This is a genomic window from Aquicoccus porphyridii (assembly GCF_008369105.1).
Taxonomy (GTDB): Bacteria; Pseudomonadota; Alphaproteobacteria; order Rhodobacterales; family Rhodobacteraceae; genus Aquicoccus; species Aquicoccus porphyridii.
Map to the genome: position 1 here is coordinate 26,176 of NZ_VINQ01000011.1, position 21,170 is coordinate 47,345.

The 21,170-nt window shown below is 64.5% G+C and carries 26 protein-coding genes; 21 read left to right on the forward strand and 5 right to left on the reverse strand.

Annotation, left to right across the window (positions count from 1 at the left end; all coding sequences use genetic code 11):
• The first annotated feature begins 136 nt into the window (after window positions 1-136).
• The 9 genes from FLO80_RS13835 (at window position 137) to FLO80_RS13875 (ending at window position 7,180) form a co-directional block, all read left to right on the forward strand.
• Window positions 137-343 carry a (2Fe-2S)-binding protein gene (locus tag FLO80_RS13835; RefSeq protein WP_246156693.1) on the forward strand — a complete coding sequence of 69 codons (207 nt, stop codon included), beginning with the start codon at window positions 137-139 and terminating at the stop codon, window positions 341-343.
• A complete protein-coding gene (gene bfr, locus FLO80_RS13840) occupies window positions 318-803 on the forward strand; it encodes a bacterioferritin (protein ID WP_111364598.1) in 486 nt (161 codons plus the stop codon). The genes FLO80_RS13835 and bfr overlap by 26 nt, the downstream gene beginning before the upstream one ends.
• A 226-nt stretch (window positions 804-1,029) precedes the next feature.
• Window positions 1,030-1,854, forward strand: coding sequence for a phosphonate ABC transporter ATP-binding protein (gene phnC, locus FLO80_RS13845; RefSeq protein ID WP_111364596.1), 825 nt, complete (start codon window positions 1,030-1,032; stop codon window positions 1,852-1,854).
• Window positions 1,855-1,908: 54 nt separating this feature from the next.
• The gene (phnD, locus tag FLO80_RS13850) at window positions 1,909-2,811 is read left to right on the forward strand and encodes a phosphonate ABC transporter substrate-binding protein (protein ID WP_111364594.1); all 903 of its coding nucleotides are present in this window, start codon (window positions 1,909-1,911) and stop codon (window positions 2,809-2,811) included.
• A gap of 84 nt (window positions 2,812-2,895) precedes the next feature.
• Window positions 2,896-3,771, forward strand: coding sequence for a phosphonate ABC transporter, permease protein PhnE (gene phnE, locus FLO80_RS13855; protein WP_111364592.1), 876 nt, complete (start codon window positions 2,896-2,898; stop codon window positions 3,769-3,771).
• A 4-nt stretch (window positions 3,772-3,775) separates the two neighbouring features.
• Entirely contained in the window at window positions 3,776-5,125 is a 1,350-nt protein-coding gene (phnE, locus tag FLO80_RS13860; protein WP_111364590.1) for a phosphonate ABC transporter, permease protein PhnE, read from the forward strand.
• Window positions 5,125-5,745, forward strand: coding sequence for an LbetaH domain-containing protein (locus tag FLO80_RS13865; RefSeq protein WP_111364588.1), 621 nt, complete (start codon window positions 5,125-5,127; stop codon window positions 5,743-5,745). The genes phnE (FLO80_RS13860) and FLO80_RS13865 overlap by 1 nt, the downstream gene beginning before the upstream one ends.
• 204 nt (window positions 5,746-5,949) lie before the next feature.
• Window positions 5,950-6,654 carry an ArsR/SmtB family transcription factor gene (locus tag FLO80_RS13870; protein ID WP_111364586.1) on the forward strand — a complete coding sequence of 235 codons (705 nt, stop codon included), beginning with the start codon at window positions 5,950-5,952 and terminating at the stop codon, window positions 6,652-6,654.
• Between the two features lie 82 nt (window positions 6,655-6,736).
• Window positions 6,737-7,180, forward strand: a complete 444-nt coding sequence (locus FLO80_RS13875) for a YqfO family protein (protein ID WP_111364583.1) — start codon at window positions 6,737-6,739, stop codon at window positions 7,178-7,180.
• A 202-nt stretch (window positions 7,181-7,382) separates the two neighbouring features.
• Here FLO80_RS13875 and FLO80_RS13880 read toward each other — a convergent pair whose 3' ends face one another.
• Both FLO80_RS13880 and phnF read right to left on the reverse strand, forming a co-directional pair.
• Window positions 7,383-8,576, reverse strand: a complete 1,194-nt coding sequence (locus FLO80_RS13880; RefSeq protein ID WP_111364581.1) for an alpha-D-ribose 1-methylphosphonate 5-triphosphate diphosphatase — start codon at window positions 8,574-8,576, stop codon at window positions 7,383-7,385.
• 70 nt (window positions 8,577-8,646) lie between these two features.
• Window positions 8,647-9,357 carry a phosphonate metabolism transcriptional regulator PhnF gene (gene phnF / locus FLO80_RS13885; RefSeq protein WP_111364579.1) on the reverse strand — a complete coding sequence of 237 codons (711 nt, stop codon included), beginning with the start codon at window positions 9,355-9,357 and terminating at the stop codon, window positions 8,647-8,649.
• A 103-nt stretch (window positions 9,358-9,460) separates the two neighbouring features.
• Between phnF and phnG the strand changes: the two genes are divergently transcribed.
• The 9 genes from phnG to FLO80_RS13930 are packed head-to-tail and all read left to right on the forward strand — an operon-like array spanning window position 9,461 to window position 16,165.
• On the forward strand, window positions 9,461-9,916 hold the full coding sequence (phnG, locus tag FLO80_RS13890) for a phosphonate C-P lyase system protein PhnG (protein ID WP_111364577.1): 456 nt from the start codon (window positions 9,461-9,463) through the stop codon (window positions 9,914-9,916).
• Complete coding sequence (gene phnH / locus FLO80_RS13895) at window positions 9,916-10,485, forward strand: phosphonate C-P lyase system protein PhnH (protein ID WP_111364575.1); 570 nt, start codon at window positions 9,916-9,918, stop codon at window positions 10,483-10,485. The genes phnG and phnH overlap by 1 nt, the downstream gene beginning before the upstream one ends.
• Window positions 10,485-11,573 carry a carbon-phosphorus lyase complex subunit gene (locus tag FLO80_RS13900; protein WP_111364573.1) on the forward strand — a complete coding sequence of 363 codons (1,089 nt, stop codon included), beginning with the start codon at window positions 10,485-10,487 and terminating at the stop codon, window positions 11,571-11,573. Before phnH ends, FLO80_RS13900 begins: the two co-directional genes overlap by 1 nt.
• The gene (locus FLO80_RS13905) at window positions 11,570-12,166 is read left to right on the forward strand and encodes an HAD family hydrolase (protein ID WP_111364571.1); all 597 of its coding nucleotides are present in this window, start codon (window positions 11,570-11,572) and stop codon (window positions 12,164-12,166) included. Before FLO80_RS13900 ends, FLO80_RS13905 begins: the two co-directional genes overlap by 4 nt.
• Window positions 12,163-13,026, forward strand: coding sequence for an alpha-D-ribose 1-methylphosphonate 5-phosphate C-P-lyase PhnJ (locus FLO80_RS13910; RefSeq protein WP_111364569.1), 864 nt, complete (start codon window positions 12,163-12,165; stop codon window positions 13,024-13,026). Before FLO80_RS13905 ends, FLO80_RS13910 begins: the two co-directional genes overlap by 4 nt.
• Window positions 13,023-13,793: a phosphonate C-P lyase system protein PhnK gene (gene phnK, locus FLO80_RS13915; RefSeq protein WP_111364567.1), complete on the forward strand. Its 771-nt coding sequence runs from the start codon at window positions 13,023-13,025 to the stop codon at window positions 13,791-13,793. The genes FLO80_RS13910 and phnK overlap by 4 nt, the downstream gene beginning before the upstream one ends.
• Before the next feature lie 4 nt (window positions 13,794-13,797).
• Window positions 13,798-14,481: a phosphonate C-P lyase system protein PhnL gene (phnL, locus tag FLO80_RS13920; RefSeq protein WP_111364565.1), complete on the forward strand. Its 684-nt coding sequence runs from the start codon at window positions 13,798-13,800 to the stop codon at window positions 14,479-14,481.
• Window positions 14,478-15,029, forward strand: coding sequence for a phosphonate metabolism protein/1,5-bisphosphokinase (PRPP-forming) PhnN (phnN, locus tag FLO80_RS13925; RefSeq protein WP_111364563.1), 552 nt, complete (start codon window positions 14,478-14,480; stop codon window positions 15,027-15,029). Before phnL ends, phnN begins: the two co-directional genes overlap by 4 nt.
• On the forward strand, window positions 15,026-16,165 hold the full coding sequence (locus tag FLO80_RS13930) for an alpha-D-ribose 1-methylphosphonate 5-triphosphate diphosphatase (RefSeq protein WP_111364561.1): 1,140 nt from the start codon (window positions 15,026-15,028) through the stop codon (window positions 16,163-16,165). Before phnN ends, FLO80_RS13930 begins: the two co-directional genes overlap by 4 nt.
• Here FLO80_RS13930 and FLO80_RS13935 read toward each other — a convergent pair whose 3' ends face one another.
• The 3 genes from FLO80_RS13935 to rarD are packed head-to-tail and all read right to left on the reverse strand — an operon-like array spanning window position 16,166 to window position 18,792.
• A complete protein-coding gene (locus tag FLO80_RS13935; RefSeq protein WP_111364559.1) occupies window positions 16,166-16,957 on the reverse strand; it encodes an ion transporter in 792 nt (263 codons plus the stop codon).
• 4 nt (window positions 16,958-16,961) lie between these two features.
• Window positions 16,962-17,813 carry an SDR family oxidoreductase gene (locus FLO80_RS13940; protein WP_111364557.1) on the reverse strand — a complete coding sequence of 284 codons (852 nt, stop codon included), beginning with the start codon at window positions 17,811-17,813 and terminating at the stop codon, window positions 16,962-16,964.
• Window positions 17,814-17,865: 52 nt separating this feature from the next.
• Window positions 17,866-18,792, reverse strand: a complete 927-nt coding sequence (gene rarD, locus FLO80_RS13945) for an EamA family transporter RarD (RefSeq protein WP_111364555.1) — start codon at window positions 18,790-18,792, stop codon at window positions 17,866-17,868.
• A gap of 323 nt (window positions 18,793-19,115) precedes the next feature.
• Here rarD and FLO80_RS13950 point away from each other — a divergent pair, with 323 nt between their 5' ends.
• The 3 genes from FLO80_RS13950 to petA all read left to right on the forward strand — a co-directional run bounded on the left by FLO80_RS13950 (window position 19,116) and on the right by petA (window position 21,163).
• A complete protein-coding gene (locus FLO80_RS13950; RefSeq protein WP_111364553.1) occupies window positions 19,116-19,739 on the forward strand; it encodes an FMN-binding negative transcriptional regulator in 624 nt (207 codons plus the stop codon).
• A 66-nt stretch (window positions 19,740-19,805) separates the two neighbouring features.
• On the forward strand, window positions 19,806-20,411 hold the full coding sequence (locus FLO80_RS13955) for a glutathione S-transferase (RefSeq protein WP_111364551.1): 606 nt from the start codon (window positions 19,806-19,808) through the stop codon (window positions 20,409-20,411).
• Between the two features lie 194 nt (window positions 20,412-20,605).
• A complete protein-coding gene (gene petA / locus FLO80_RS13960) occupies window positions 20,606-21,163 on the forward strand; it encodes a ubiquinol-cytochrome c reductase iron-sulfur subunit (RefSeq protein ID WP_111364549.1) in 558 nt (185 codons plus the stop codon).
• Window positions 21,164-21,170 lie beyond the last annotated feature (7 nt).

Below are 21,170 nucleotides of genomic sequence, written 5' to 3' on the forward strand. Positions count from 1 at the left end.
ATGAACGGCGCCATTGCCCCTATCATCCTTCCGAACGGGATTTCACACACCGACCAGCACCCCGAGGCCACCCGCCATGATCGTCTGCCATTGCATGAATATCACCGACAAGGACATCCGCTCTGCAATCGAGTGGATGCGGCGCTCCGATCCTGATACCATTGTCACACCCGGCAAAGTGTATCATGCACTTGGAAAGCGCGCGGATTGCGGCGGATGCCTGCCGCACTTCATGGCCACCATGGAGACCAGCGACAGCTTTCAGGTGCCAGCCACTCTGCGCAACATGAGACAGAGAAAGCCAAGGAGAACCGCTCATGAAAGGCGACAAGAAAGTTATTGAATACCTCAACGCCGCGCTTCGATCCGAGTTGACGGCCGTGAGCCAGTACTGGTTGCATTACCGCCTTCAGGAGGATTGGGGCTTTGGTCGGCTCGCCGCAAAATCGCGCGAGGAGAGCATCGAAGAGATGCACCATGCCGACAAGCTCATCGAGCGGATCATCTTTCTCGAAGGTCATCCCAATCTGCAAAAGCTCGACTCGCTCAGGATCGGGGAAAACATCAAGGAAACCCTCGAGGCCGATCTCGCCGCCGAACACGAGGCCCGCACCCTTTACATCGAGGCCCGCAAGCATTGCGATCAGGTCGGGGATTATGTCTCGAAGAACCTGTTCGAGGAACTGATCGCGGACGAGGAAGGTCATATCGACTATCTCGAAACCCAGCTCGACCTGTTCGAAACCATCGGGCAGGAAAGATACGCCCTGTTGCAAGCCAAACCGGCCGACGAAGCCGAGTAACAAGAGCCAGGCAACAAGACCGGGGCACACCCGCCTTGCACGACCGGCCCGGGCCATCGCCGCCCGGGCCGTTGTCGTTTTGCCCGTCACCGGTCCGGCGATTTTTCCGCAAAAGATCTGTCGGCAGGCCCCCTTGGGCGGGCGTTGTTACAGAAGTTTCGCATAACCGTCACGCCCCTTTGACAGTTTTGATGTCTTGGTCCCCGCAAATGAAACGGGGGTCTGCATGCTTGCCTTTGACAGTCTGACAAAGCGTTTCGGCGCCAATGTCGCCGTGAAGAATGTCAGTTTCTCGATTGATCGGCCGATGATGGTCGGGATCATCGGGGCGTCGGGCGCGGGCAAATCCACGCTGTTGCGCATCATCAACCGGCTCACCGACGCCACCAGCGGCAAACTGGAATTCGAAGGCCGCGACGTCCTGGGGCTCAAGGGCACGGCCAAGCGCGAATGGCAGTCGCAATGCGCCATGATCTTTCAGCAATTCAACCTCGTGCCGCGCATGGACGTGGTCTCGAACGTGCTGCATGGCACGCTCAACCGGCGCTCGACGCTGGCAACGATGTTCAATCTCTACCCGACGGCCGACATTCACACGGCCATCGCCATTCTTGACCGCCTGGGCATCGCCGAGCATGCCCCCAAACGGGCCGAGGCGCTCTCGGGCGGTCAGCAACAGCGCGTCGCCATTGCCCGCGCCCTGATGCAGGACCCCAGGATCATCCTTGCCGACGAGCCCATCGCCTCGCTCGACCCGATGAACGCACAGATCGTGATGGACGCGCTGCGCCGCATCCACGAAGAGGACGGCCGCACCGTTATCGCCAACCTGCACACGCTCGACACCGCGCGGCGCTATTGCGACCGGGTGATCGGGATGCGCATGGGCAAGGTCGTGTTCGACGGCACGCCCGAACAACTCACCACCGGCGTGGCACGCGACATCTACGGCGCCGACGCGGATTTTTCCGAATCCGCGACCAGCACCAGCATCGACACCATCGAAACCTCCGCCGCCCGCGCCATTCACGCGGCCGAGGCCATCGCCTGACTTTCAATCCCCGCCGCGGACCCGCGCCGGGACCAACCACCGGAGAGAGAGAAGATGAAACACATGCTTGCGGCCATGCTGGCCACCACCACCCTCGTCACCCCCGCGCTTGCACAGGACAGCATCAGCGAATTCCGCATCGGCATTCTTGGCGGCGAAAACGCCCAGGACCGGATGACCTCGAACGAATGCTACCGCGCCAAGGCCGAAGAGCTTCTGGGCGTTCCGGTCAAGCTCTTCACCCCCGCCGATTATGACGGCGTGATCCAGGGCCTCGTGGGCGGCAGCATCGACATGGCCTGGCTCGGCGCGTCGGGCTATGCCAAGGCCTATCTGACCGATCCCGACGCCATCGAGCCGATCATGGTCAAGACCAATCTCGACAAGTCCTTTGGCTATCATTCCATCGGTTTCGCGCGCAAGGACAGCGGCATCACCTCGCTTGATGACATGAAAGGCAAGGTCTTTGCCTTCGGCGATCCGAACTCGACCAGCGGTTACCTGATCCCCTCGATCGAGATCCCGCAGGCGACCGGCGCCAGCATGGAATCGGGCGACTATTTCGGCGAGGTGAAATTCGTCGGCGGTCACGAGCAGACCATCGTCGCGGTCGCCAATGGCGACGTGGACGCCGGTGTGACCTGGGCCGATGGCATGGGCGACTGGGAAGACGGCTATAACTCCGGCGCGCTGCGCAAGGCATCGGATGCCGGTCTCGTGGACATGAACGAACTGGTCGAGATCTGGAAATCCAAGCCGATCCCCGAAGGCCCGATCGTTCTGCGCAAGGATCTGCCCGAGCGGGTCAAGCTCGACATCACCACGCTGACCGCATCGCTGCCCTACATGGATGCCGACTGTGCCTACAGCTTCATGGCCGGCGAGGCGCTGGGCTTCCAGCCGATCGACCATGACGACTACATCTCGATCATCGAAGCACGCAAATCCAAGATGTAAGACCGCGCTCCGCGCATTCGACCGGCCCCGCCAACAAGGGGCCGGTCATTCCATTTCCAAGTCCCCGCTCAAGGAGAAGCCGACATGGCGGAAACCACGATAGGCCAATCCGTGGGCGCAGAGCGCACCACCGAGATACAAGACGCCTATATGGCCATGACGCGCACCAAGCGCATGTATGGCGGCATCATGCTGGTGATCTTCATCGCGCTGATGACGTCGGGCTTCATGCTCGCCGACAGCCGCAACGCGGGCGGGTTCTGGGACGGAATCCTCAATGTTTTCAATTTCCCCGGCGAGGTGGTGAAAGAGGCGAGCGAGAAAATCACGCTCCTGCCCGCGCTGATGGTCAAGTTCTTTCCCTCGCTGATCGAGACGATCAACATCGCCGCCGCCTCGACCCTGGTGGGCGGGCTGATCGCGATCGTGCTATCGCTTTTGTCCACCCGCGGGCTGGCGCGGTTTCCCCGGCTGATCGGCCTCTTCCGCCGGTTGATGGACATCATGCGCGCAATCCCCGAGATCGTCGTCGCGCTGGTGCTGATCTTCGTCCTCGGTGGCGGGCCGGTGCCCGCGATGATCGCAATCGCGCTGCACACCACGGGCGCGCTGGGCAAACTCTTTTCCGAGATCAACGAAAACGCCAGCCTCAAGCCGCTTGAGGGGCTGGAATCGACTGGCGCCACATGGGCCCAGCGGATGCTTCTGGGTGTCGTGCCGCAGGTCGCCCCCAACTGGCTGAGCTACGCGCTCCTGCGCTTCGAGATCAACATCCGCGCCTCGGCCATCCTCGGCTTCGTCGGTTCGGGCGGGATCGGTTATGACCTCAAGAACGCCTTCAGCTGGGGCCAGGGCCGCTATGACGAGGTGGCGGCCATCTTCATCCTGCTGTTCCTGACCATCGTCTTCTTCGATCAGCTTTCCAGCCATTACCGCAACAAACTCGTCGGAAAGGTGTGAGGTCATGACCGCAACCGCAGACACGATGCCCGTCACCGACCTGAAACAAACCGCCACCGCGCTGATCGCCCGCAAACGCTTCATCGCCTTTGCCGCGCCGGCGGTCATCCTGGCCTATTTCATCTACCTCTTTTTCGCCTTCGACATTCCCGGGCTGGTCGAGCGCGCGCGGATGGACAATGCGCGCATCCTCGTGGCCGACAGCTATAGCTACAAGACCCATATCACCCACGACAACCGGAGTGGCGGGCTCAGCTTTGCCATCGAGGGCGAGAACAAGGGCACATATCCCGAGAGCATGATTCCCGATTTTGTCACGCGAAACGGCGACGATTCGGTCGACATCGCGCTCAAGGCCCGGGAAAGCGCGCAAATCGACGGCTCGACCCTGCGCTATATCCGCCCCGATTATGGCACCGTCACCGTGACGGTCGAGGGCCGCGATATCATCCTCGACACGCCCGACGGAGAGGTGCCCGACTGGATCAGCGCCAGCAATGCCCGCGTCAACATCACCGGCGCGGGCGGACGCGCCATCGTGACCCGCGCCCGCACCGAGGTTTACCGCTATTCCTTCGGGTGGGAGCTGTTCTGGTTCACCCTCGACAGCCCGTTCTACGGCAAGGGCTTTGGCGAATTGGCAGGGCTGGCCCTGTCGGGCGACCGGGTGGTTGCCGACAAGAGCAACCTTGCCGCCATGGTGCATGATTTCTGGAACAACGCCATGTGGCGCCACAAGGATGTGATCTGGGCGATCTTCGAAACCATTCTCATGGCCTTTCTCGGCACGATGGGGGCGGCACTGGTGGCCCTGCCGCTGGCCTTTCTCGCCGCGCGCAACTTTACCCGGCTGATGAGCATCCGCTTTGCCGTGCGCCGGTTCTTTGACTTCGTGCGCGGGGTCGACGGGTTGATCTGGACCATCATCCTTTCCCGCGCCTTCGGCCCCGGGCCGATGACCGGCGCGCTGGCGATCCTGATCACCGACACCGGCAGCTTCGGCAAGATGTTCTCCGAGGCGCTGGAGAATGTCGATAACAAGCAGATCGAGGGCGTATCCTCCACCGGGGCCAAGCGGCTGCAACGCTATCGCTTTGGCGTGATCCCGCAGGTGACACCGGTCTTGCTCAGCCAGATCCTCTATTACCTCGAATCCAACACCCGCAGCGCCACGGTAATCGGCGCGATCACCGGCGGCGGTATCGGGCTTCTGCTGACGCAGGCGATCATCACCCAGAAGGACTGGGAAGAGGTGAGCTATTACATCGTGCTGGTGATCCTCATGGTGATCGCGATGGACTGGTTCTCGGGCTGGCTGCGCGGGCGGCTGATCGGCCGGAACGAGGCGCATTGATGGCCCGCCTTTCGGCCACGGCGCCCTTTCTCCACCCCGATTGCGAGATCACCGATACCCGCCTTGGCCGCTATGTCGAAATCGGGCGCGGCAGCCGCGTGGCCCATTCGGTGATCGGCGATTATTCCTATTGCGACCGCTATGCCGACATCGCCAATGCCGAGATCGGCAAGTTCGCCAATATCGCCAGCTTCGCCCGCATCGGCCCGACCGATCACCCAATGGACCGGGCCAGCCTGCATCATTTTCACTATCGCTCGGCGGATTACTGGGACGACGCGCAGAACGACCCGGATTTCTTCGCCCATCGCCGCGCCCGCATCGCCCGGATCGGGCATGACACATGGATCGGCCACGGCGCCGTCATCCGCCCTGAAGTGACCGTCGGGCATGGCGCGGTCGTCGCGGCAAAGGCCGTCGTCACCCGTGACGTTGCCCCTTACGAGATCGTCGCGGGAATCCCGGCCAAACCGCTTCGGATGCGCTTTGCGCCCCAGATCGTCGAGCGGCTCATCGCGCTGGCGTGGTGGGACTGGGATCACCAGACCCTGCGCGCGCGGCTTGACGATTTCCGGTCACTTCCCATCGAGGCGTTTCTTGAGAAATACGAAACCGGCTAGGGTTCGCCACCTGACGAAAAGCCCCGATTCTGCAGTTCCTGCGCATTCGGGCGCTCAAAAGACCCGCGGGTCAGCTTTGCGGACAAAGGGTGATTTCGCTGCCCTTGCGCCAATGTCGGGTTTGTCAAAAACAGTATCTTAATTTGTTCACTGCCGAAGCGTTCGTTCTGGTTGCATTTCTGTATTGCGAATAGACTGACCAGCATGACCATCGAACCGAGACTGGATATCATCGGTGCGGCCTTGGCTGATCCTAGCCGATCACGCATCCTCTGCGAGTTGATGGATGGCCGCGCCTTCACCAACAAGGAGCTGGCCTGCGCGGCAAATGTCAGTCCGCAGACGGCGAGCGCGCATCTCAAGCAGCTAGAACAGGCAGGTCTGACCGCTTCGCTACGCAACGGACGGCACGTCTATCACCGGATTGCCAATGCAGAAGTCGCCGCAATTCTTGAAGGGCTGGCACAACTTTCGCCCACCGACCATTTGTCACGGCCCGGTCAGATCGGCACAGACACTCGACAGGCGCGCAGTTGCTACAACCATATAGCGGGGAGGCTCGGCGTTTTGATGACGGATCGTTTGATCGCGCTCAATGTGCTAATGGTTCGCGATGACACTATCTGCGCTGGCCCCCGATATCATGCCTTTCTCGATGAAATCGGTATCGAGGCTCCACTTGGGAGCTTGGGGAAGCCTCCGGCGAAGTTCTGTCTCGACTGGACTGAGCGGCGACATCACATATCCGGTCCGCTTGCTACCGCGATCATGCAAAAATTTCTGGAGGCGCACTGGCTTGAGCGTCGTACAGGCAGTCGTGCATTGAACATTACCGCTGAGGGGTTGGATGTGCTTGAGTGCCAGTTTGGCTTGACCCAAGTGGATATCGATCTCGTCGACCCGGTCTGAGAGTTCGGTCGTCAACGAACTGTCTTTTCTCACAGGAACAATGATCCGGGTTATTCCGACTGCATATCAGCCGGAGACAACAATGACATTACCCAAGCTTGATAATGATAGGTTCGTTCCCGAGGAGGGGCTGCGGATTATCGTCCAGGTGCCCGACACCCATGCACAAAGAATCGTGAACGCGGTTCTGACCGAAGACGCGCTGAAATATGGAGATTATGATTCTGTAACGTTTCAGACCACGCCGGGAACTCAGAAATTCAGGTCGCTGGGGAGCGGACGCAATTCTGGCACCGAAAAGGTGGTCGAAGTGCCCTGCGTGGAACTCTCATTTTTCTTGGGCGGTGATGATGCCAAAGCGGTGCGGGTTCTGAAAGCCATTTACACCTCCCATCCCTACGAAGAGCCGGTTGTGTTTGTAGTCCAGTGCATCCGGACACTTCATATTCGCGGAATGGACGAGGACAATCCCAACAGGTTCTGGAACAGCGATGCTGAAGACTGGGTGCCCGAAGAACACCGGTAGCAGACACAAAAGCCGCCGTTCGTCCAAAGCGCAGCATTCGGTAGTGTAGGGCTCCAACCGGTCATCCCACAGTTCCGCTCAGAGAAAATGGGCTCCAGCCTGTCGTCCTGCCTTCATCGGGTATCTCATGTCAGGCGGCGAACACGAGGGTGTGTCGTGCCGCACCTGATCGGGTTCCGAATGGAGGGCAGGCGCATGCCCCTCACTCGGCGGCAAGGCGGGACGGGGACAGAACCGACATGAACCGCGCGGCGGCCTCACCGGCGATATAGGCCAGTTCGCCCCTCGCAAGCGTCGCCTCGATCACCCGGGTCTCGGCGTTCATCACCACGATATCGGCGCGCTTGCCCGGATCAAGCGTGCCACGATCGGCGAGTTTCATGATCCGCGCCGGGTTGGTCGAGATCATCGCCCAGGCCCGCGCAAGGGTCAGCGTCCCGCCTTGCGCCAACATCGACGCGGCGACCGGCAGCGCCGGGTAGTGGTAATCCGACACCAGCACATCGCACAATTCCCGCGAAATGAGGGTCGTGGCCGCGACATTTCCCACCTGCGATCCGCCCCGCACCACGTTCGGCGCGCCCATCACCACCGCATCGCCATAGGTCTTGGCCACCGACGCCGCGCTGGTCCGGGTGGGAAACTCACAGATCCGCGCCCCGATGGCGTGGAACAGGTCGCGGGTTTCGCCGTCGGGGTCGTCATGGCTCCCGTATTGCACGCCGATCTCGTCAAAGGCCGCGGCCAGCGCATTGAGATGACGCGGGACATCCCCGGCCCGGTCCTGCGCGGCCCTTATGCGGGCGATGAAATCCTCGATGCTCCCGCCTTCGCGCTCGGCCCAGTGGGCCAGGTTCTGCGGCGCCTCGCGCACCATCTGGATCGCCTCGGGGATGTGGTTGTTGAACACCACGTAATCGATCCCGAACCGGCGCACTGCCGCGATCATCCGGTCGCGGGTCTCGGGCATGTGGGTTTCACAACGGATCTGCATCCGCATGTCGGTCATCGCGTTGGGCCTGTAGGCCTCCAATGCCGCGGCCAGCTTTTCGGCGAAATCGGGTCCGCGCAGCCCGCCTTCCCAACTCCAGCCCTGTGCCAGCCAAGCCGTGGTGATCCCATGCGCCGCAAGCTCGCGATCCACCGAATGCAGGGCCATGTCGATTGGAAACGGCGCCTTGGGGCGCGGCGCGATGTGCCGCTCGAACCCGTCGCCATGCATGTCGACGATCCCGGGAAGCAGCAGGTAACCCGACAGGTCCACATCCACCGCATTCCCGCCACGAACACCCGCAACGATCCGCCCCTCTGCAAGGGACAGATCACCGGCGCGCAACGCATCGTCGCGCAGGACCGTCGCACCCGTGAGGCGCAAAGGGGGAAGCCGTCGTATCATCACCGAAACCTGCTCTGGCGTTTTGCATGGATATACAGGGGTTTCGTATCGTTTCGATGACGCCACGTCATCATTCCGGCGCCACGGTCAACGTCACGCGCTCGCCCGCGAACCATGTCGTGCCGCGCTCGATCGGCCGCCCCTCGGGGCAGACATTCACGCTCAGCGACTTGATCAGCGGATCGCCCTCGCGCAGCCGCAGGTGCAGCGCCTGAGTCGCGCTGGCCCGCTCGGCCATCAGCCGGGTTTCGGCCCGGGTAAAGTCGGCGATCCCGTTCATGCGCAGCGCCTCGGTGACAGAGCTTGTCTCGGTCAGAGCATCGGCCAGGTCCGGCACGCGGGCCTCGGGGAACACGCTTTCGAAATGGGCAATCGGCGTGCCCCCGGCCAGCGAAAGCCCCTCGTAAACGATCACGGACGTCCCCGGAGCCAGCCCAAGCGCCGCTGCCTCGTCACGATTGCAAAGCCGGGTCTCAACCCGCAGCACCCGCTTTTCCGGCAACCGCCCCGTTGCCGCGATATTGCGGTGAAACCGCACGCGGCGGCCAATCGGATACTCGGCCGGGGGCGCTTCGACGAACACGCCCGCACCACGCCGCGACCGCGTGATGCCGCGCTCCGACAAATCCGCCAGCGCCCGGCGCACGGTGTGACGATTGACCCCGAACCGCGCGGCCAGCACCGCCTCGGTCGGCAGCTTGTCACCGGCGCGGTAATGCTCCGCCGCGATCTCGCCCTCAAGCGTCGCGGCGATGGAGGTCCAGACAGGTTTGCGTGCCATATGTCACCAAAAATTCACGAAATGCGGGTTGCCAGACCACCATCAGTGGTCCTATGATTTGTCTAGTTGTATAGTATTATGGACAAATCGGCAAGGTGTCTAGATGACGGCTCAAAATGACCAAGGCGAGGCCCGCAAACGCTGGATGAGCCTGCTGGCGAAATCCCCGCCCGCGCGCCTTGCCGCCCTGACCCGCGACATGACTGACTGGCCCGCTTTTGAATGGCTGCGCCCGCCCGAGGTGGGCGGCGTCATGGTGCGTGGTCGCACCGGCGGCACCGGCGCCCCGTTCAACCTCGGCGAGATGACGGTCACGCGCTGCGCCCTACGCCTTGCCACGGGCGAGGTCGGGCATGGCTATGTGCAGGGCCGCGACAAGGCCCATGCCGAGCGCGCCGCCCTGATCGACGCGATGATGCAGACCAAGCGCGCCGATGCCCTGCGCCGCGCGGTGCTCGACCCGCTCGCAACGCAGATGCAGGCCGACAAGGCCAGCCGCGCGGCCAAGGCGGCGGCCACAAAGGTCGATTTCTTCACCATGGTCCGGGGGGAAGACTGATGCGCGACGACACGCTTTCCGGCGGCTTTGCCGATCCACCCGTCGACGCGGCCCATGCCTTTCGCGCCGCCCTTTCGGCGCTGGCCCGGCCCGGGCGCATCGAAACCCTGACCGGCGCCCAAGCGCCCGAACCGGTGTCGCCCGCCGCCGCGGCCCTTCTGCTCACGCTTTGCGACGCGGAAACGCCGCTCTTCCTCGCCCCCTTGCATGACACGCCCGCGCTGCGCGACTGGATCGCCTTTCACATCGGCGCCCCCATCACCCCGCCCCACGCGGCGCAATTCGCGCTTGGCCGCTGGTCCGACCTGCCCCCGTTGCAGGGCTTTCCCATCGGCACGGCGGATTACCCCGACCGCTCGACCACGCTCATCATCGAGCTGGACCGCCTCACCGCGCAGGGCGCGCGCCTCACCGGGCCGGGAATCGAGACCGAGGCGCATCTCTCGCTGCCCGACATTGCGCCGTTCCGCGCCAACCGCGCGCTCTTTCCGCTGGGCCTTGATTTCTATTTCACCTGCGGCACGTCGCTGGCCGGTCTGCCGCGCAGCACCAATGTGGAGGATGCCTGATGTATGTGGCGGTCAAGGGCGGCGAACGCGCCATCGACAACGCGCATGACTGGCTCGCCGAGGAACGCCGGGGCGACCCGTCGGTGCCGGAACTCGGCGTGGCACAGATCCGCGAACAGCTCGCCCTCGCCGTGAACCGCGTCATGGCCGAAGGCTCGCTTTATGACCCCGACCTTGCGGCGCTGGCCATCAAGCAGGCGCGCGGCGATCTGATCGAGGCGATCTTTCTCATCCGCGCCTATCGCACCACCCTGCCCCGGATCGGCCATTCCCGCCCGGTCGACACCGGCGCCATGGCCTGTATCCGCCGCATCTCGGCCACGTTCAAGGACGCCCCCGGCGGGCAGGTTCTGGGCCCGACCTTCGACTACACCCACCGGCTCCTCGATTTCAAACTCGCCGCTGACGGAGAAACACCCGAGGCCAAAACGGGCGCGGGCCTTGCGCCCGAAATGCCCCGGATCACCGAGTTCCTGAACCGCGAGGGTCTGATCCAGGACGAGTCGACCTGCGACGACACCCCGCCCGACATGACACGCGCACCGATGGAATACCCGGCAGGCCGCGCCCTGCGGCTTCAGGCCCTGACCCGCGGCGACGAAGGCTTCGTGCTGGGCATGGCCTATTCCACGCAGCGCGGCTATGGCCGCAACCACCCCTTCGTCGGCGAATTGCGCATCGGCACCGTCGCCGTCGAAATGGACATCCCAGAGCTGGGCTTTGCCATCGAGATCGGCGAGATCACCCTCACCGAATGCGAAACCGTCAACCAGTTCATGGGCTCGAAAACCGAGCCGCCGCAATTCACCCGCGGCTACGGCCTCGTCTTCGGCCAGACCGAGCGCAAGGCGATCTCCATGGCCCTCGTCGATCGCGCCTTGCGCTGGGAAGAGCTGGGCGAAGACAGCGACGGCGCCCCGGCCCAGGACGAGGAGTTCGTGCTCTCCCACGCCGACAACATCCAGGCCACGGGCTTTCTCGAACATATCAAGCTGCCGCATTACGTCGATTTCCAGTCCGAGCTCGAACTGATCCGCAAGATCCGCACCGAGGCACAGGCCGGGGCACGAAAGGACGCCGCCGAATGACCCATATCGTATTCGATATCGGCAATGTCCTCCTGCGCTGGGATCCGTTCGCGGCCTTCGCCCACATGCCCCGGGCCGAGGTCGAGGCGATGTTCGACGCGGTCGATTTCCCGACCTGGAACCTCGCCAATGATGCCGGTCGCCCCCGGGCCGAGGCGGTCGCGGAAATCGCTCGCACCCAGCCGCAGCATGCCGCGCGGATGGGCGAATATTTCGACCGCTTCCACCACACGATCCAAGAGCCGATCCATGGCACATGGCAGATCGCCAACCGCCTCAAGCGGGATGGCAGGCGGCTATTCGGCCTGACCAATTTCTCGGCCGATACATGGCCCGTCGCGCTCGACCTGCATGGCGGGCTGACCGATCTGCTTGAGGATATCGTCGTCTCGGGCGTGGAACAGGCAATCAAACCCGATCCGCGCATCTATGCCATCCTGTGCGAGCGTAACCGGCTTGCCCCCGGTGATTGCCTCTTCATCGACGACAGCGCGGACAATGTCGCGGGCGCACGCGCCGTGGGCTGGGACGCGGTGCAATTCACCACGCCCGAAGCACTGGAACGGGCCTTGACCGAAAGGGGGCTTCTGTGAGCGATTACAACTTCGCCTATCTCGACGAACAGACCAAGCGGATGATCCGTCGCGCCCTGCTCAAGGCCGTGGCGGTGCCGGGCTACCAGGTGCCGTTCGCCAGCCGTGAAATGCCCATGCCCTATGGCTGGGGCACCGGCGGGGTGCAGGTCACGGCGGCCTGCCTCACCCCCGATGACACGCTCAAGGTGATCGACCAGGGCGCCGACGACACCACCAATGCCGTGTCGATCCGCAAGTTCTTCGAGAAAACCGCGCATGTGGCGACCACGGAAAAAACCCGCGCCGCAAGCGTGATCCAGACCCGCCACCGCATCCCCGAGGAACCGCTCACCGCCGATCAGATCCTCGTCTACCAGGTGCCGATCCCCGAGCCGCTGCGCTTTCTCGAACCGCGCGAGACCGAAACGCGGCGGATGCACGCGCTCGAAGAATACGGCCTCATGCATGTCAAACTATACGAGGACATCGCGCGCCACGGCCATATCGCCACCGCCTATGCCTACCCGGTCAAGGTCGAGGGGCGCTACGTGATGGACCCGTCGCCGATCCCGAAATTCGACAACCCCAAGCTCGAAAGCGCCGCGCTGCAACTCTTCGGCGCGGGCCGTGAACAGCGCATCTATGCGATCCCGCCCCATACAAGGGTGGTCAGTCTCGATTTCGAGGATCACCCTTTCGAGGCGAGCAAGGCAGATCACGCCTGTGACCTCTGCAGCGCGCGCCATACCTATCTCGACGAGGTGATCACCGACGATGCCGGCGGGCGCATGTTCGTCTGCTCCGATACCGACTATTGCGCCGGGCGTCAGGCCACGGGCCATCATGGCCGGCTGAGCCCGCAGGAGGCAACCGCATGACCCCGCTTCTCTCGGTTCGTGACCTGTCGAAAACCTATGGCGGCCGGATCGGCTGCGCGGACGTGTCCTTTGATCTCTACCCGGGCGAGGTGCTCGGCATCGTCGGCGAATCCGGCTCCGGCAAATCCACGCTCCTGAACTGTCTTGCCGGGCACCTCGCCCCAGACACCGGCGAGATCCTGTTCGACACCCGCACCGACGGTCCCCGCGACACCCGCAAGATGAGCGAGCCGGAAAGGCGGATGCTGTCACGCACCGACTGGGCCTTCGTGCACCAGAACCCGCGCGACGGGCTGCGCATGGGGGTCTCGGCTGGCGGCAACGTGGGCGAGCGGCTGATGGCCGTGGGCGCGCGCCATTACGGCCAGATCCGTGCTCAGGCCACTGACTGGCTGGGCCGGGTCGAGATCACCGAGGACCGGCTCGATGACCGCCCCTCGGCCTTCTCGGGCGGCATGCAGCAGCGGCTCCAGATCGCGCGCAACCTCGTCACCGGGCCACGGCTCGTGTTCATGGACGAGCCCACCGGCGGGCTCGACGTGTCGGTGCAGGCGCGACTGCTCGATCTTCTGCGCGGGCTGGTGCGCGAAATGGGGCTTTCGGCCATCATCGTCACCCATGACCTTGCCGTGGTGCGGCTGCTGGCCCATCGGCTGATGGTGATGAAATCCGGCCACGTGGTCGAACAGGGCCTCACCGATCAGGTGCTGGACGACCCGCAACATGCCTATACCCAGCTTCTCGTCTCCTCGATCCTGCAGGTGTAACCCGATGATCCGTATCGAAAACGTCTCGAAATCCTTTACCCTGCACAATCAGGGCGGCGCGGTAATCCCGGTCATGGAGGGCGCGTCTTTCACCGTCGCCCCCGGCGAATGCGTGGCCCTCACCGGCGATTCTGGCGCGGGCAAATCCACGCTGATGCGGATGATCCACGGCAATTACCTCGCCGCCTCGGGCCGCATTATCGTCGGCGACACCGATGTCGCCCGGGCCGAGCCGCGCGAGATCCTCACTCTGCGGCGCGACACGCTGGGCTATGTCAGCCAGTTCCTGCGCGTCGTGCCGCGCGTGCCCACCCGCGACGTGGTGGCCGAGCCGCTGCTCGCGGTCGGCACCGATCGCGCCACCGCCCACGCCCGGGCCGAGGAACTGCTCACCCGGCTCAACATCCCGCAAACCCTCTGGTCGCTCAGCCCCACCACCTTCTCGGGCGGCGAACAGCAGCGGGTGAACATCGCCCGCGGCTTTGCCCATGACTTCCCCGCGATGCTGCTCGATGAACCCACCGCCAGCCTCGACGCCACCAACCGCGAAACAGTGCTGCGCCTGATCGAAGAGGCCAAGGCGCGCGGCACCGCGATCATCGGCATCTTTCACGATGCCGACGCCCGCGCCCGCGTCGCCGACCGCGAAATCGACGTCTCGGCCTTCACCCCGGCGCGCGCGGCATGAGCGGCGCGATCTTCGCCATCGTCGGCCCCTCGGGCGCGGGCAAGGACACGCTGATGCAGGCGGCAGCCGCCCGCCTGCCCGACCTCTACCTCGTGCGCCGCGTGATCACCCGGGCCGAGGATGCGGGCGGCGAGGAGTTCGAAGGCATCACCGAGGCGGAATTTTCCACGCGCCTCGCACGCGGCGAATTCGCCCTGCACTGGCAGGCCCACGGGCTGCGCTATGGCATCCCCGCTTCGGTTCTCGACCATCTCGCACGGGGCAAGACCGTGCTCTTCAACGGCTCGCGCGCCATGCTGGACGATGCCGCCCGCGCCTTTCCGGGGTTGCGCGTGATCCATATCACCGCCTCCGACGCCTTGCTGGCGCAACGCCTGCACGCCCGCGATCGCGAAACCGCCCCCGACATCGCCGCGCGCCTCACCCGCGCCCGCCTGCCCCTGCCCGAGGGGCTCGACGTGACCGAGATCGACAATTCCGGCCCGCTCGATGCGGCACTTGACCGGCTGATATCCATCCTCGCCCCCGACCCGGAGACCACGACATGACCGACATGACCCTCGCCAATGCCCGGATCGTTCTGCCCGATGAGGTGATCCATGGCGCGATCGAGATCAGGGACGGCCATATCGCCGCCATCGAGCCGGGCGCGCACGTGCCCCCCGGCGCGGTGGATGCAGCGGGCGATCTGATCATCCCCGGCCTGATCGAGCTTCACACCGACAATCTCGAACGCCATATCCAGCCACGCCCCCGGGTCGACTGGCCCCATGCCGCCGCGATCCTCGCCCATGACGGCGAGCTGGCCTCGGTCGGCGTCACCACCGTGTTCGACGCGATGCGCGTGGGCTCGGTGCCCGGCGGCAAGGGCCGCTATCTCAAATACGCCCGCAACCTCGCCTCCGAACTGTGGGAGCTGCGCGCCGCGCGGGCGCTCAAGATCAACCATTACCTGCACCTGCGCGCCGAAGTCTGCTCGGAAACCCTGGTCGAGGAAATGGCCGAATTCGGCCCGCAGGACCGCGTCGGCATCGTCAGCCTGATGGACCACACCCCCGGCCAGCGACAGTTTCGCGACGTCTCGAAACTCAAGGCCTATGTTCAGGGCAAACTCAACCTGACCGACCCGGAATTCGAAGAACATGTCGCGCAGTTGCACGCGCTGCGCCGCGCCCATGGCGACCGCCACGAAGCCGCCGCGGTGGCCGAGGCCGCCCGCTATGGCGCCGTGCTCGCCAGCCATGACGACACCACCGACGCACATGTCGCGACCAGCGCCGGTCACGGTATCGCGCTGGCCGAATTCCCGACGACACTCGAAGCCGCCCGCGCCTGCCATGCGCACGGGATCAAGGTCATGATGGGTGCACCCAACCTCATTCGCGGCGGCTCGCATTCGGGCAATGTCGCGGCGCACGAGCTGGCCGCGCATGACCTCTTGGACATCCTGTCATCCGATTACGTGCCCTCGGCCCTGATGAGCGCCGCGTTCCTGCTGGCCGATCTCTGGGATGACCTGCCCCGCGCCATCGCCACCGTCACGGCCAATCCCGCCCGCGCCGCCGGGCTTGATGATCGCGGGCGCATCGCCACCGGCCTCCATGCCGATCTGGTCCGGGTCGCGCGCATCAAGGGCACCCCGGTCATCCGCGGCGTCTGGTGCCACGGGCGGCAGGTCGGGTGACTACCGCGCCGGACCATCCCGCTCGCGGTTGAGCGCCTCGATCTTGGCGTCCAGCACTTCGAGCCGCGACAGAACCTCGTCGCGGTAAGCGTCGGTATTGGCGACATCCTCTTCGTGATGCGCCTCCTGCATCGAGTTGACGATGAGACCGACCACGAGGTTCACCACCGCGAAGGTGGTGACAAGGATGAACGGCACGAAAAACGCCCAGGCTTGGGGATAGACCTCCATCACCGGGCGCACGATCCCCATCGACCAGCTTTCCAGCGTCATGATCTGAAACAGCGAATAGGCGCTGCTGCCCAGATCGCCGAACCATTGCGGAAAGCTCTCGCTGAAAAGCTTGGTCGCCATCACCGCCGCGATGTAGAAGATCAGCCCCATCAACAGAAAGACCGACCCCATCCCCGGCACGGCGCGGATGAACCCCTCGACCACCCGGCGCAGCGACGGCGCAACCGACACCACCCGCAACACCCGCAGGATGCGCAGCGCACGCAGCGCGGTAAAGCCCTGCCCGGCGGGGACAAGCGAAACGCCGACGATCACGAAATCGAAGATGTTCCAGCCATTGCGGAAAAACCGCGGCCCAAGGGCCACGAGTTTCATCGCGATCTCGACGACAAAGACCGCCAGACAGGCCGCATCGAGCGCAAGGATGAGCGGCCCGGCGGCCTCCATCACCGGCTTTGACGTCTCAAGCCCGAGGATCACCGCGTTGAAAATGATCACGGCGGTGATGAACGTGACAAAACGCGGATGTTCGACAAGACGCGCAAGGCGTTGACGCATTGGGTTATCCTTCGGCGGTCAAAAGCGCGGGCAGCCCGTCGCGATAGCTGGGGTAAAGCAGGCGCACGCCCAGTTCGTCCTTGATCCGGTCGTTTCGCACCCGCTTTGATTCGGCATAGAACGAACGCGCCATCGGCGTCATCTCGGCCGTCGCGAAATCCTCTTCGGGGGGCAGCGGCAGGCCCAGCAATTCGGCGGCATGGGCCAGCACGTCCTGCGGCGGGGCCGGGTCATCGTCACAGACATTGTAGATCGCGCCGGGATCGGGGCGCGCGATCGAGGCGGCCAGAACCTGCGCGATGTCATCGACATGAATGCGCGAAAACACCTGACCCGGCTTGATGATGCGGCGCGCGGTGCCCCGGCGGACCTTGGCAAACGGCCCGCGCCCGGGGCCATAGATGCCCGCAAGGCGAAAGATATGCAGCGGCAGGCCGGTCGCCTGCCATTCTGCCTCGGCCTTGACGCGATGACGCCCCCGCTCCGTCGACGGGGTGAGCGGCGTGGCCTCATCGACCCAACCGCCCCCGTGATCGCCGTAAACCCCGGTGGTCGAGAGATACCCCACCCATTCGAGATTGGGCGCAAGGCGGGCAATGTCCGCCCCAAGCTCGGCGATCACCGGATCGCCGTTCTCATCCGGCGCCGCCGAGAGCAGCAGGTGCGTGACCCCGGCCAGCGCCGGGCGCGGGTCGCTGCCCGGCCAGATCAGGGGCGTGACGCCCTCCGCCGCGATCCGGTCCTGTTTCTCGGGCTTGCGCGTCGTGCCGAAAAGCCGCCAGCCCCGCGGCGCCAGAAGGCGCGCAAGGGCGGATGCGGTAAAACCGTGACCAAAGGTGAAAAGCGTGCCTGTCATGGCTGCATACCTGCGACCTGACCGGTTCGATTGCAAGGGGCGGACCGGCAGATCACCGGGATGCGTCCTGCGCCGCCCGACGCGCCGCCCGCAACTGCCGGAACATCGACACGGTATAAAGGACAAGCGCCGTCCAGATCATCGGAAAGGCGATCATCCGCGCCCGCCCGAACTCTTCCTTGAAGACGAAAACACCGATCAGCATGATCATGGTCGGCGCGGTGTATTGCAGGATGCCGATGGTCGAGAGCCTGAGCAGTTTCGCCCCGTTGGCATAAAACAGAAGCGGCACCGCGGTCACGATCCCGCACCCCAGCAAAAGGCCGATATCGACGGCGCCGGTGAAATGGCTTTCGCCCGTCGCCACGAGCCACGCCACCCAGATCAGCGCCGGAGGCGTGAGGATCAGCACTTCGAGCAGGAACCCCTGGTTGGGGCCGATGGGCAGCCATTTCTTGAAAAAGGCATAAAACCCCCATGACAGGGTCAGGCCCAGCGCCGCCCATGGCACCCGGCCATTGTCGAGCGTGAGCACCAGAACCGCCAGCGCGGCTAGCGCGATGGCGGCGATCTGCATCGGCGCCAGCCGCTCGCGCAACAGGACCGCCCCCAGGAAGATCGAGAAAAGCGGGTTGATGTAATATCCCAGCGCCGCGTCGAGCGCATGGTTGGTCGCGATGGCCCAGACATAGATCGCCCAGTTGACCGAAATCAGCGCGGCGGTGACACAGCCCATGGCGAGCATGCGCGGATCGCGCAGCGCAACGCGAATACTGTCGGTCCGGCCCAGCAGGATGAGAAGCCCACCGGCCACGGGCACCGACCACAGGACGCGGTGGGCCACGACCTCGGCCGCCGGGATATGCGACAAGAGCTTGAGATAGAGCGGCAGAAACCCCCAGAGCCCATAGGCGGTGAGCGCGAAGGCAAGGCCCTGCGGCGTGTCGCGATTGTCGGGCCGGTCGGGAATCTGGGTCATCGGGCACACTCCTTGGCCATCGGCTTAGCGGCAGGTTGCACGATGGTCCAGAGCCTGCACCCGCCCCCTCTGGCAAACGCCCACCCACCCACCCCGTTCGCCAGAGGGGGCTTGGCGCCGATTCTTCACCGTTGCGCGGGCAGAGAGCGCGGATCTTGAGTATTTTCACCAAGAAAGAGACGGCCGGTCCTTCTTGCTTCCCTTGCTCTTTCTTGGGAAAAATACTCATTCGCCCTGTCGACCCGCACAGGGTATCCCCGCGCGCACCACCTTGACATTGGCTGCCGTGACACGCGCTATATGCGAAGAACGAAAGGTTTCCCATGCATCCCAACCCGGCATTCCGACCCGAGAACAACGACGAATCGCTCGCCTTCGCGCGCGAAGCGGGGTTCGGTCTGCTGGCCGTCGCCAATGGCGACGGGGCGCCGATGCTGTCGCATGTGCCCTTTCTCGTGACCGGGGACGGCGCGGCGGCCGAGCTGCACCTGATGCGCTCGAACCCGATCGCGCGGGCCTGCACCGCGCCACTGGCGGCACGGATCGCGGTGCAGGGGCCGCATTCCTATGTCTCGCCCGACTGGTATGGCATCGACGAGCAAGTGCCGACATGGAACTACCTGGCGATTCACCTGATCGGGCGGATCGAGCCGCTGCCCGACCCGGACCTGCCCGGGATACTCGACCGGCTTTCGGCGCATTTCGAATCCCGCCTCGCGCCCAAGCCGGAATGGACCATGGACAAGATGTCCCGCGATGCCGCGGCCCGGATGATGCGCCAGATCCGGCCCTTCCGGTTTGTCATCGAACGGCTCGACAGCACGTGGAAGCTGGGCCAGAACAAGCCCGAAGCGGCGCGGCTGGCCGCGGCGGAGATGCTGGCCAGCCACGGGCAGGGACAGGAAGTGGCGGTGCTGGCCGCGATGATGCGCAGGCCGCCGGTGTGACCGGCGTGGACAGCCCCTGCCCACGCCTCTAAGCTCGCCACGACACCACTCGAAAGGACCCCCGGAATGGAACTGATCTACGCCGCCGCCTCGCCCTATGTGCGCAAGGTCCGCACGCTCCTGCACGAAACCGGCCAGAGCGACGATGTCACGCTCGTTCCGGTCAAGACGTCGCCCACCGCCACCCCCGACGTGGTGCGCGCCGCCAACCCGCTGGGCAAGATCCCGGCGCTGGTGCGCCCCGACGGGCCCGCGATCTATGACAGCCGGGTGATCACCCGCTATCTCGACGCCCGCGCCGGTGGCGGGTTCTACCCCGAGGCCCGGATCTGGGAGGTGCTGACGCTCGAGGCAACGGCGGATGCGATCATGGATGCGGCCATCCTGATCACCTATGAAAACCGCCTGCGCCCGCCCGAGCATCGCTCGGAAGATTGGATCGAGGCGCAATGGAGCAAGGTCGCCCATGCCGTGCGCGCGGTCAACGACCGCTGGATGAGCCACCTTGCCGGGCCGGTCGACATGGGCCATGTCGCGGTCGGCTGCGCGCTCGGCTATCTCGATTTCCGCCATGACGCGCGCGGCTGGCGCAAAGGGTGCGATGCGCTCGACGACTGGTTCACGGTGTTCGCCTCGCGCGACAGCATGCAGGCCACGGCGCCGAAGGATTGACCGCGACCCGCCGGGCATATGCCGGCATGGCCCTTGACCCGGCCGGGCCTAAGCTGCGCCCAAAAGGCGCATTTCCCAATCCCTTCTGGACGCAAGCGCCAAGCCTCGCTACATAACGCCCGAGAAGGGCCGCGGCGAGTCTGCGGCCATCTTGTTGCTAGCCGGTTCCGGCCTGAAAAAACGGAGAATACCTCGTGTCCAACGCAGAAGATCACGCAGGCACCCGCAGAGATTTCCTCTATTACGCCACCGCAGGGGCCGGTGCCGTTACCGCAGGTGCCGCAGCCTGGCCTCTTGTCAACCAGATGAACCCCTCCGCCGACGTCGCGGCACTCAGCTCGATCCGGGTCGATGTCTCGGGGGTCGAGGTCGGCACGCAACTGACGGTGAAATGGCTGGGCAAGCCGGTTTTCATCCGCCGCCGCAGCGCCGAAGAGATCGAGGCCGCGCGCGCCGTTGCGCTCGACGAGCTGATGGACAAGAACGCCCAGAACCGCAACGACATGGCGCTCGATGCCTCCGACCAGAACCGCACGCTCGACGAAGACGGCGAATGGCTGGTGATGATCGGCGTCTGCACCCACCTGGGCTGTGTGCCGATCGGTGACGGCGCGGGCGATTTCGGTGGCTGGTTCTGCCCCTGTCACGGCTCGCATTACGACACGGCCGGCCGCATCCGCAGAGGTCCGGCGCCCGAAAACCTCTGGATCCCGGTTGCCGCCTTCGACGGCGACGACCTGGTGCTCGGATAAGGAGACG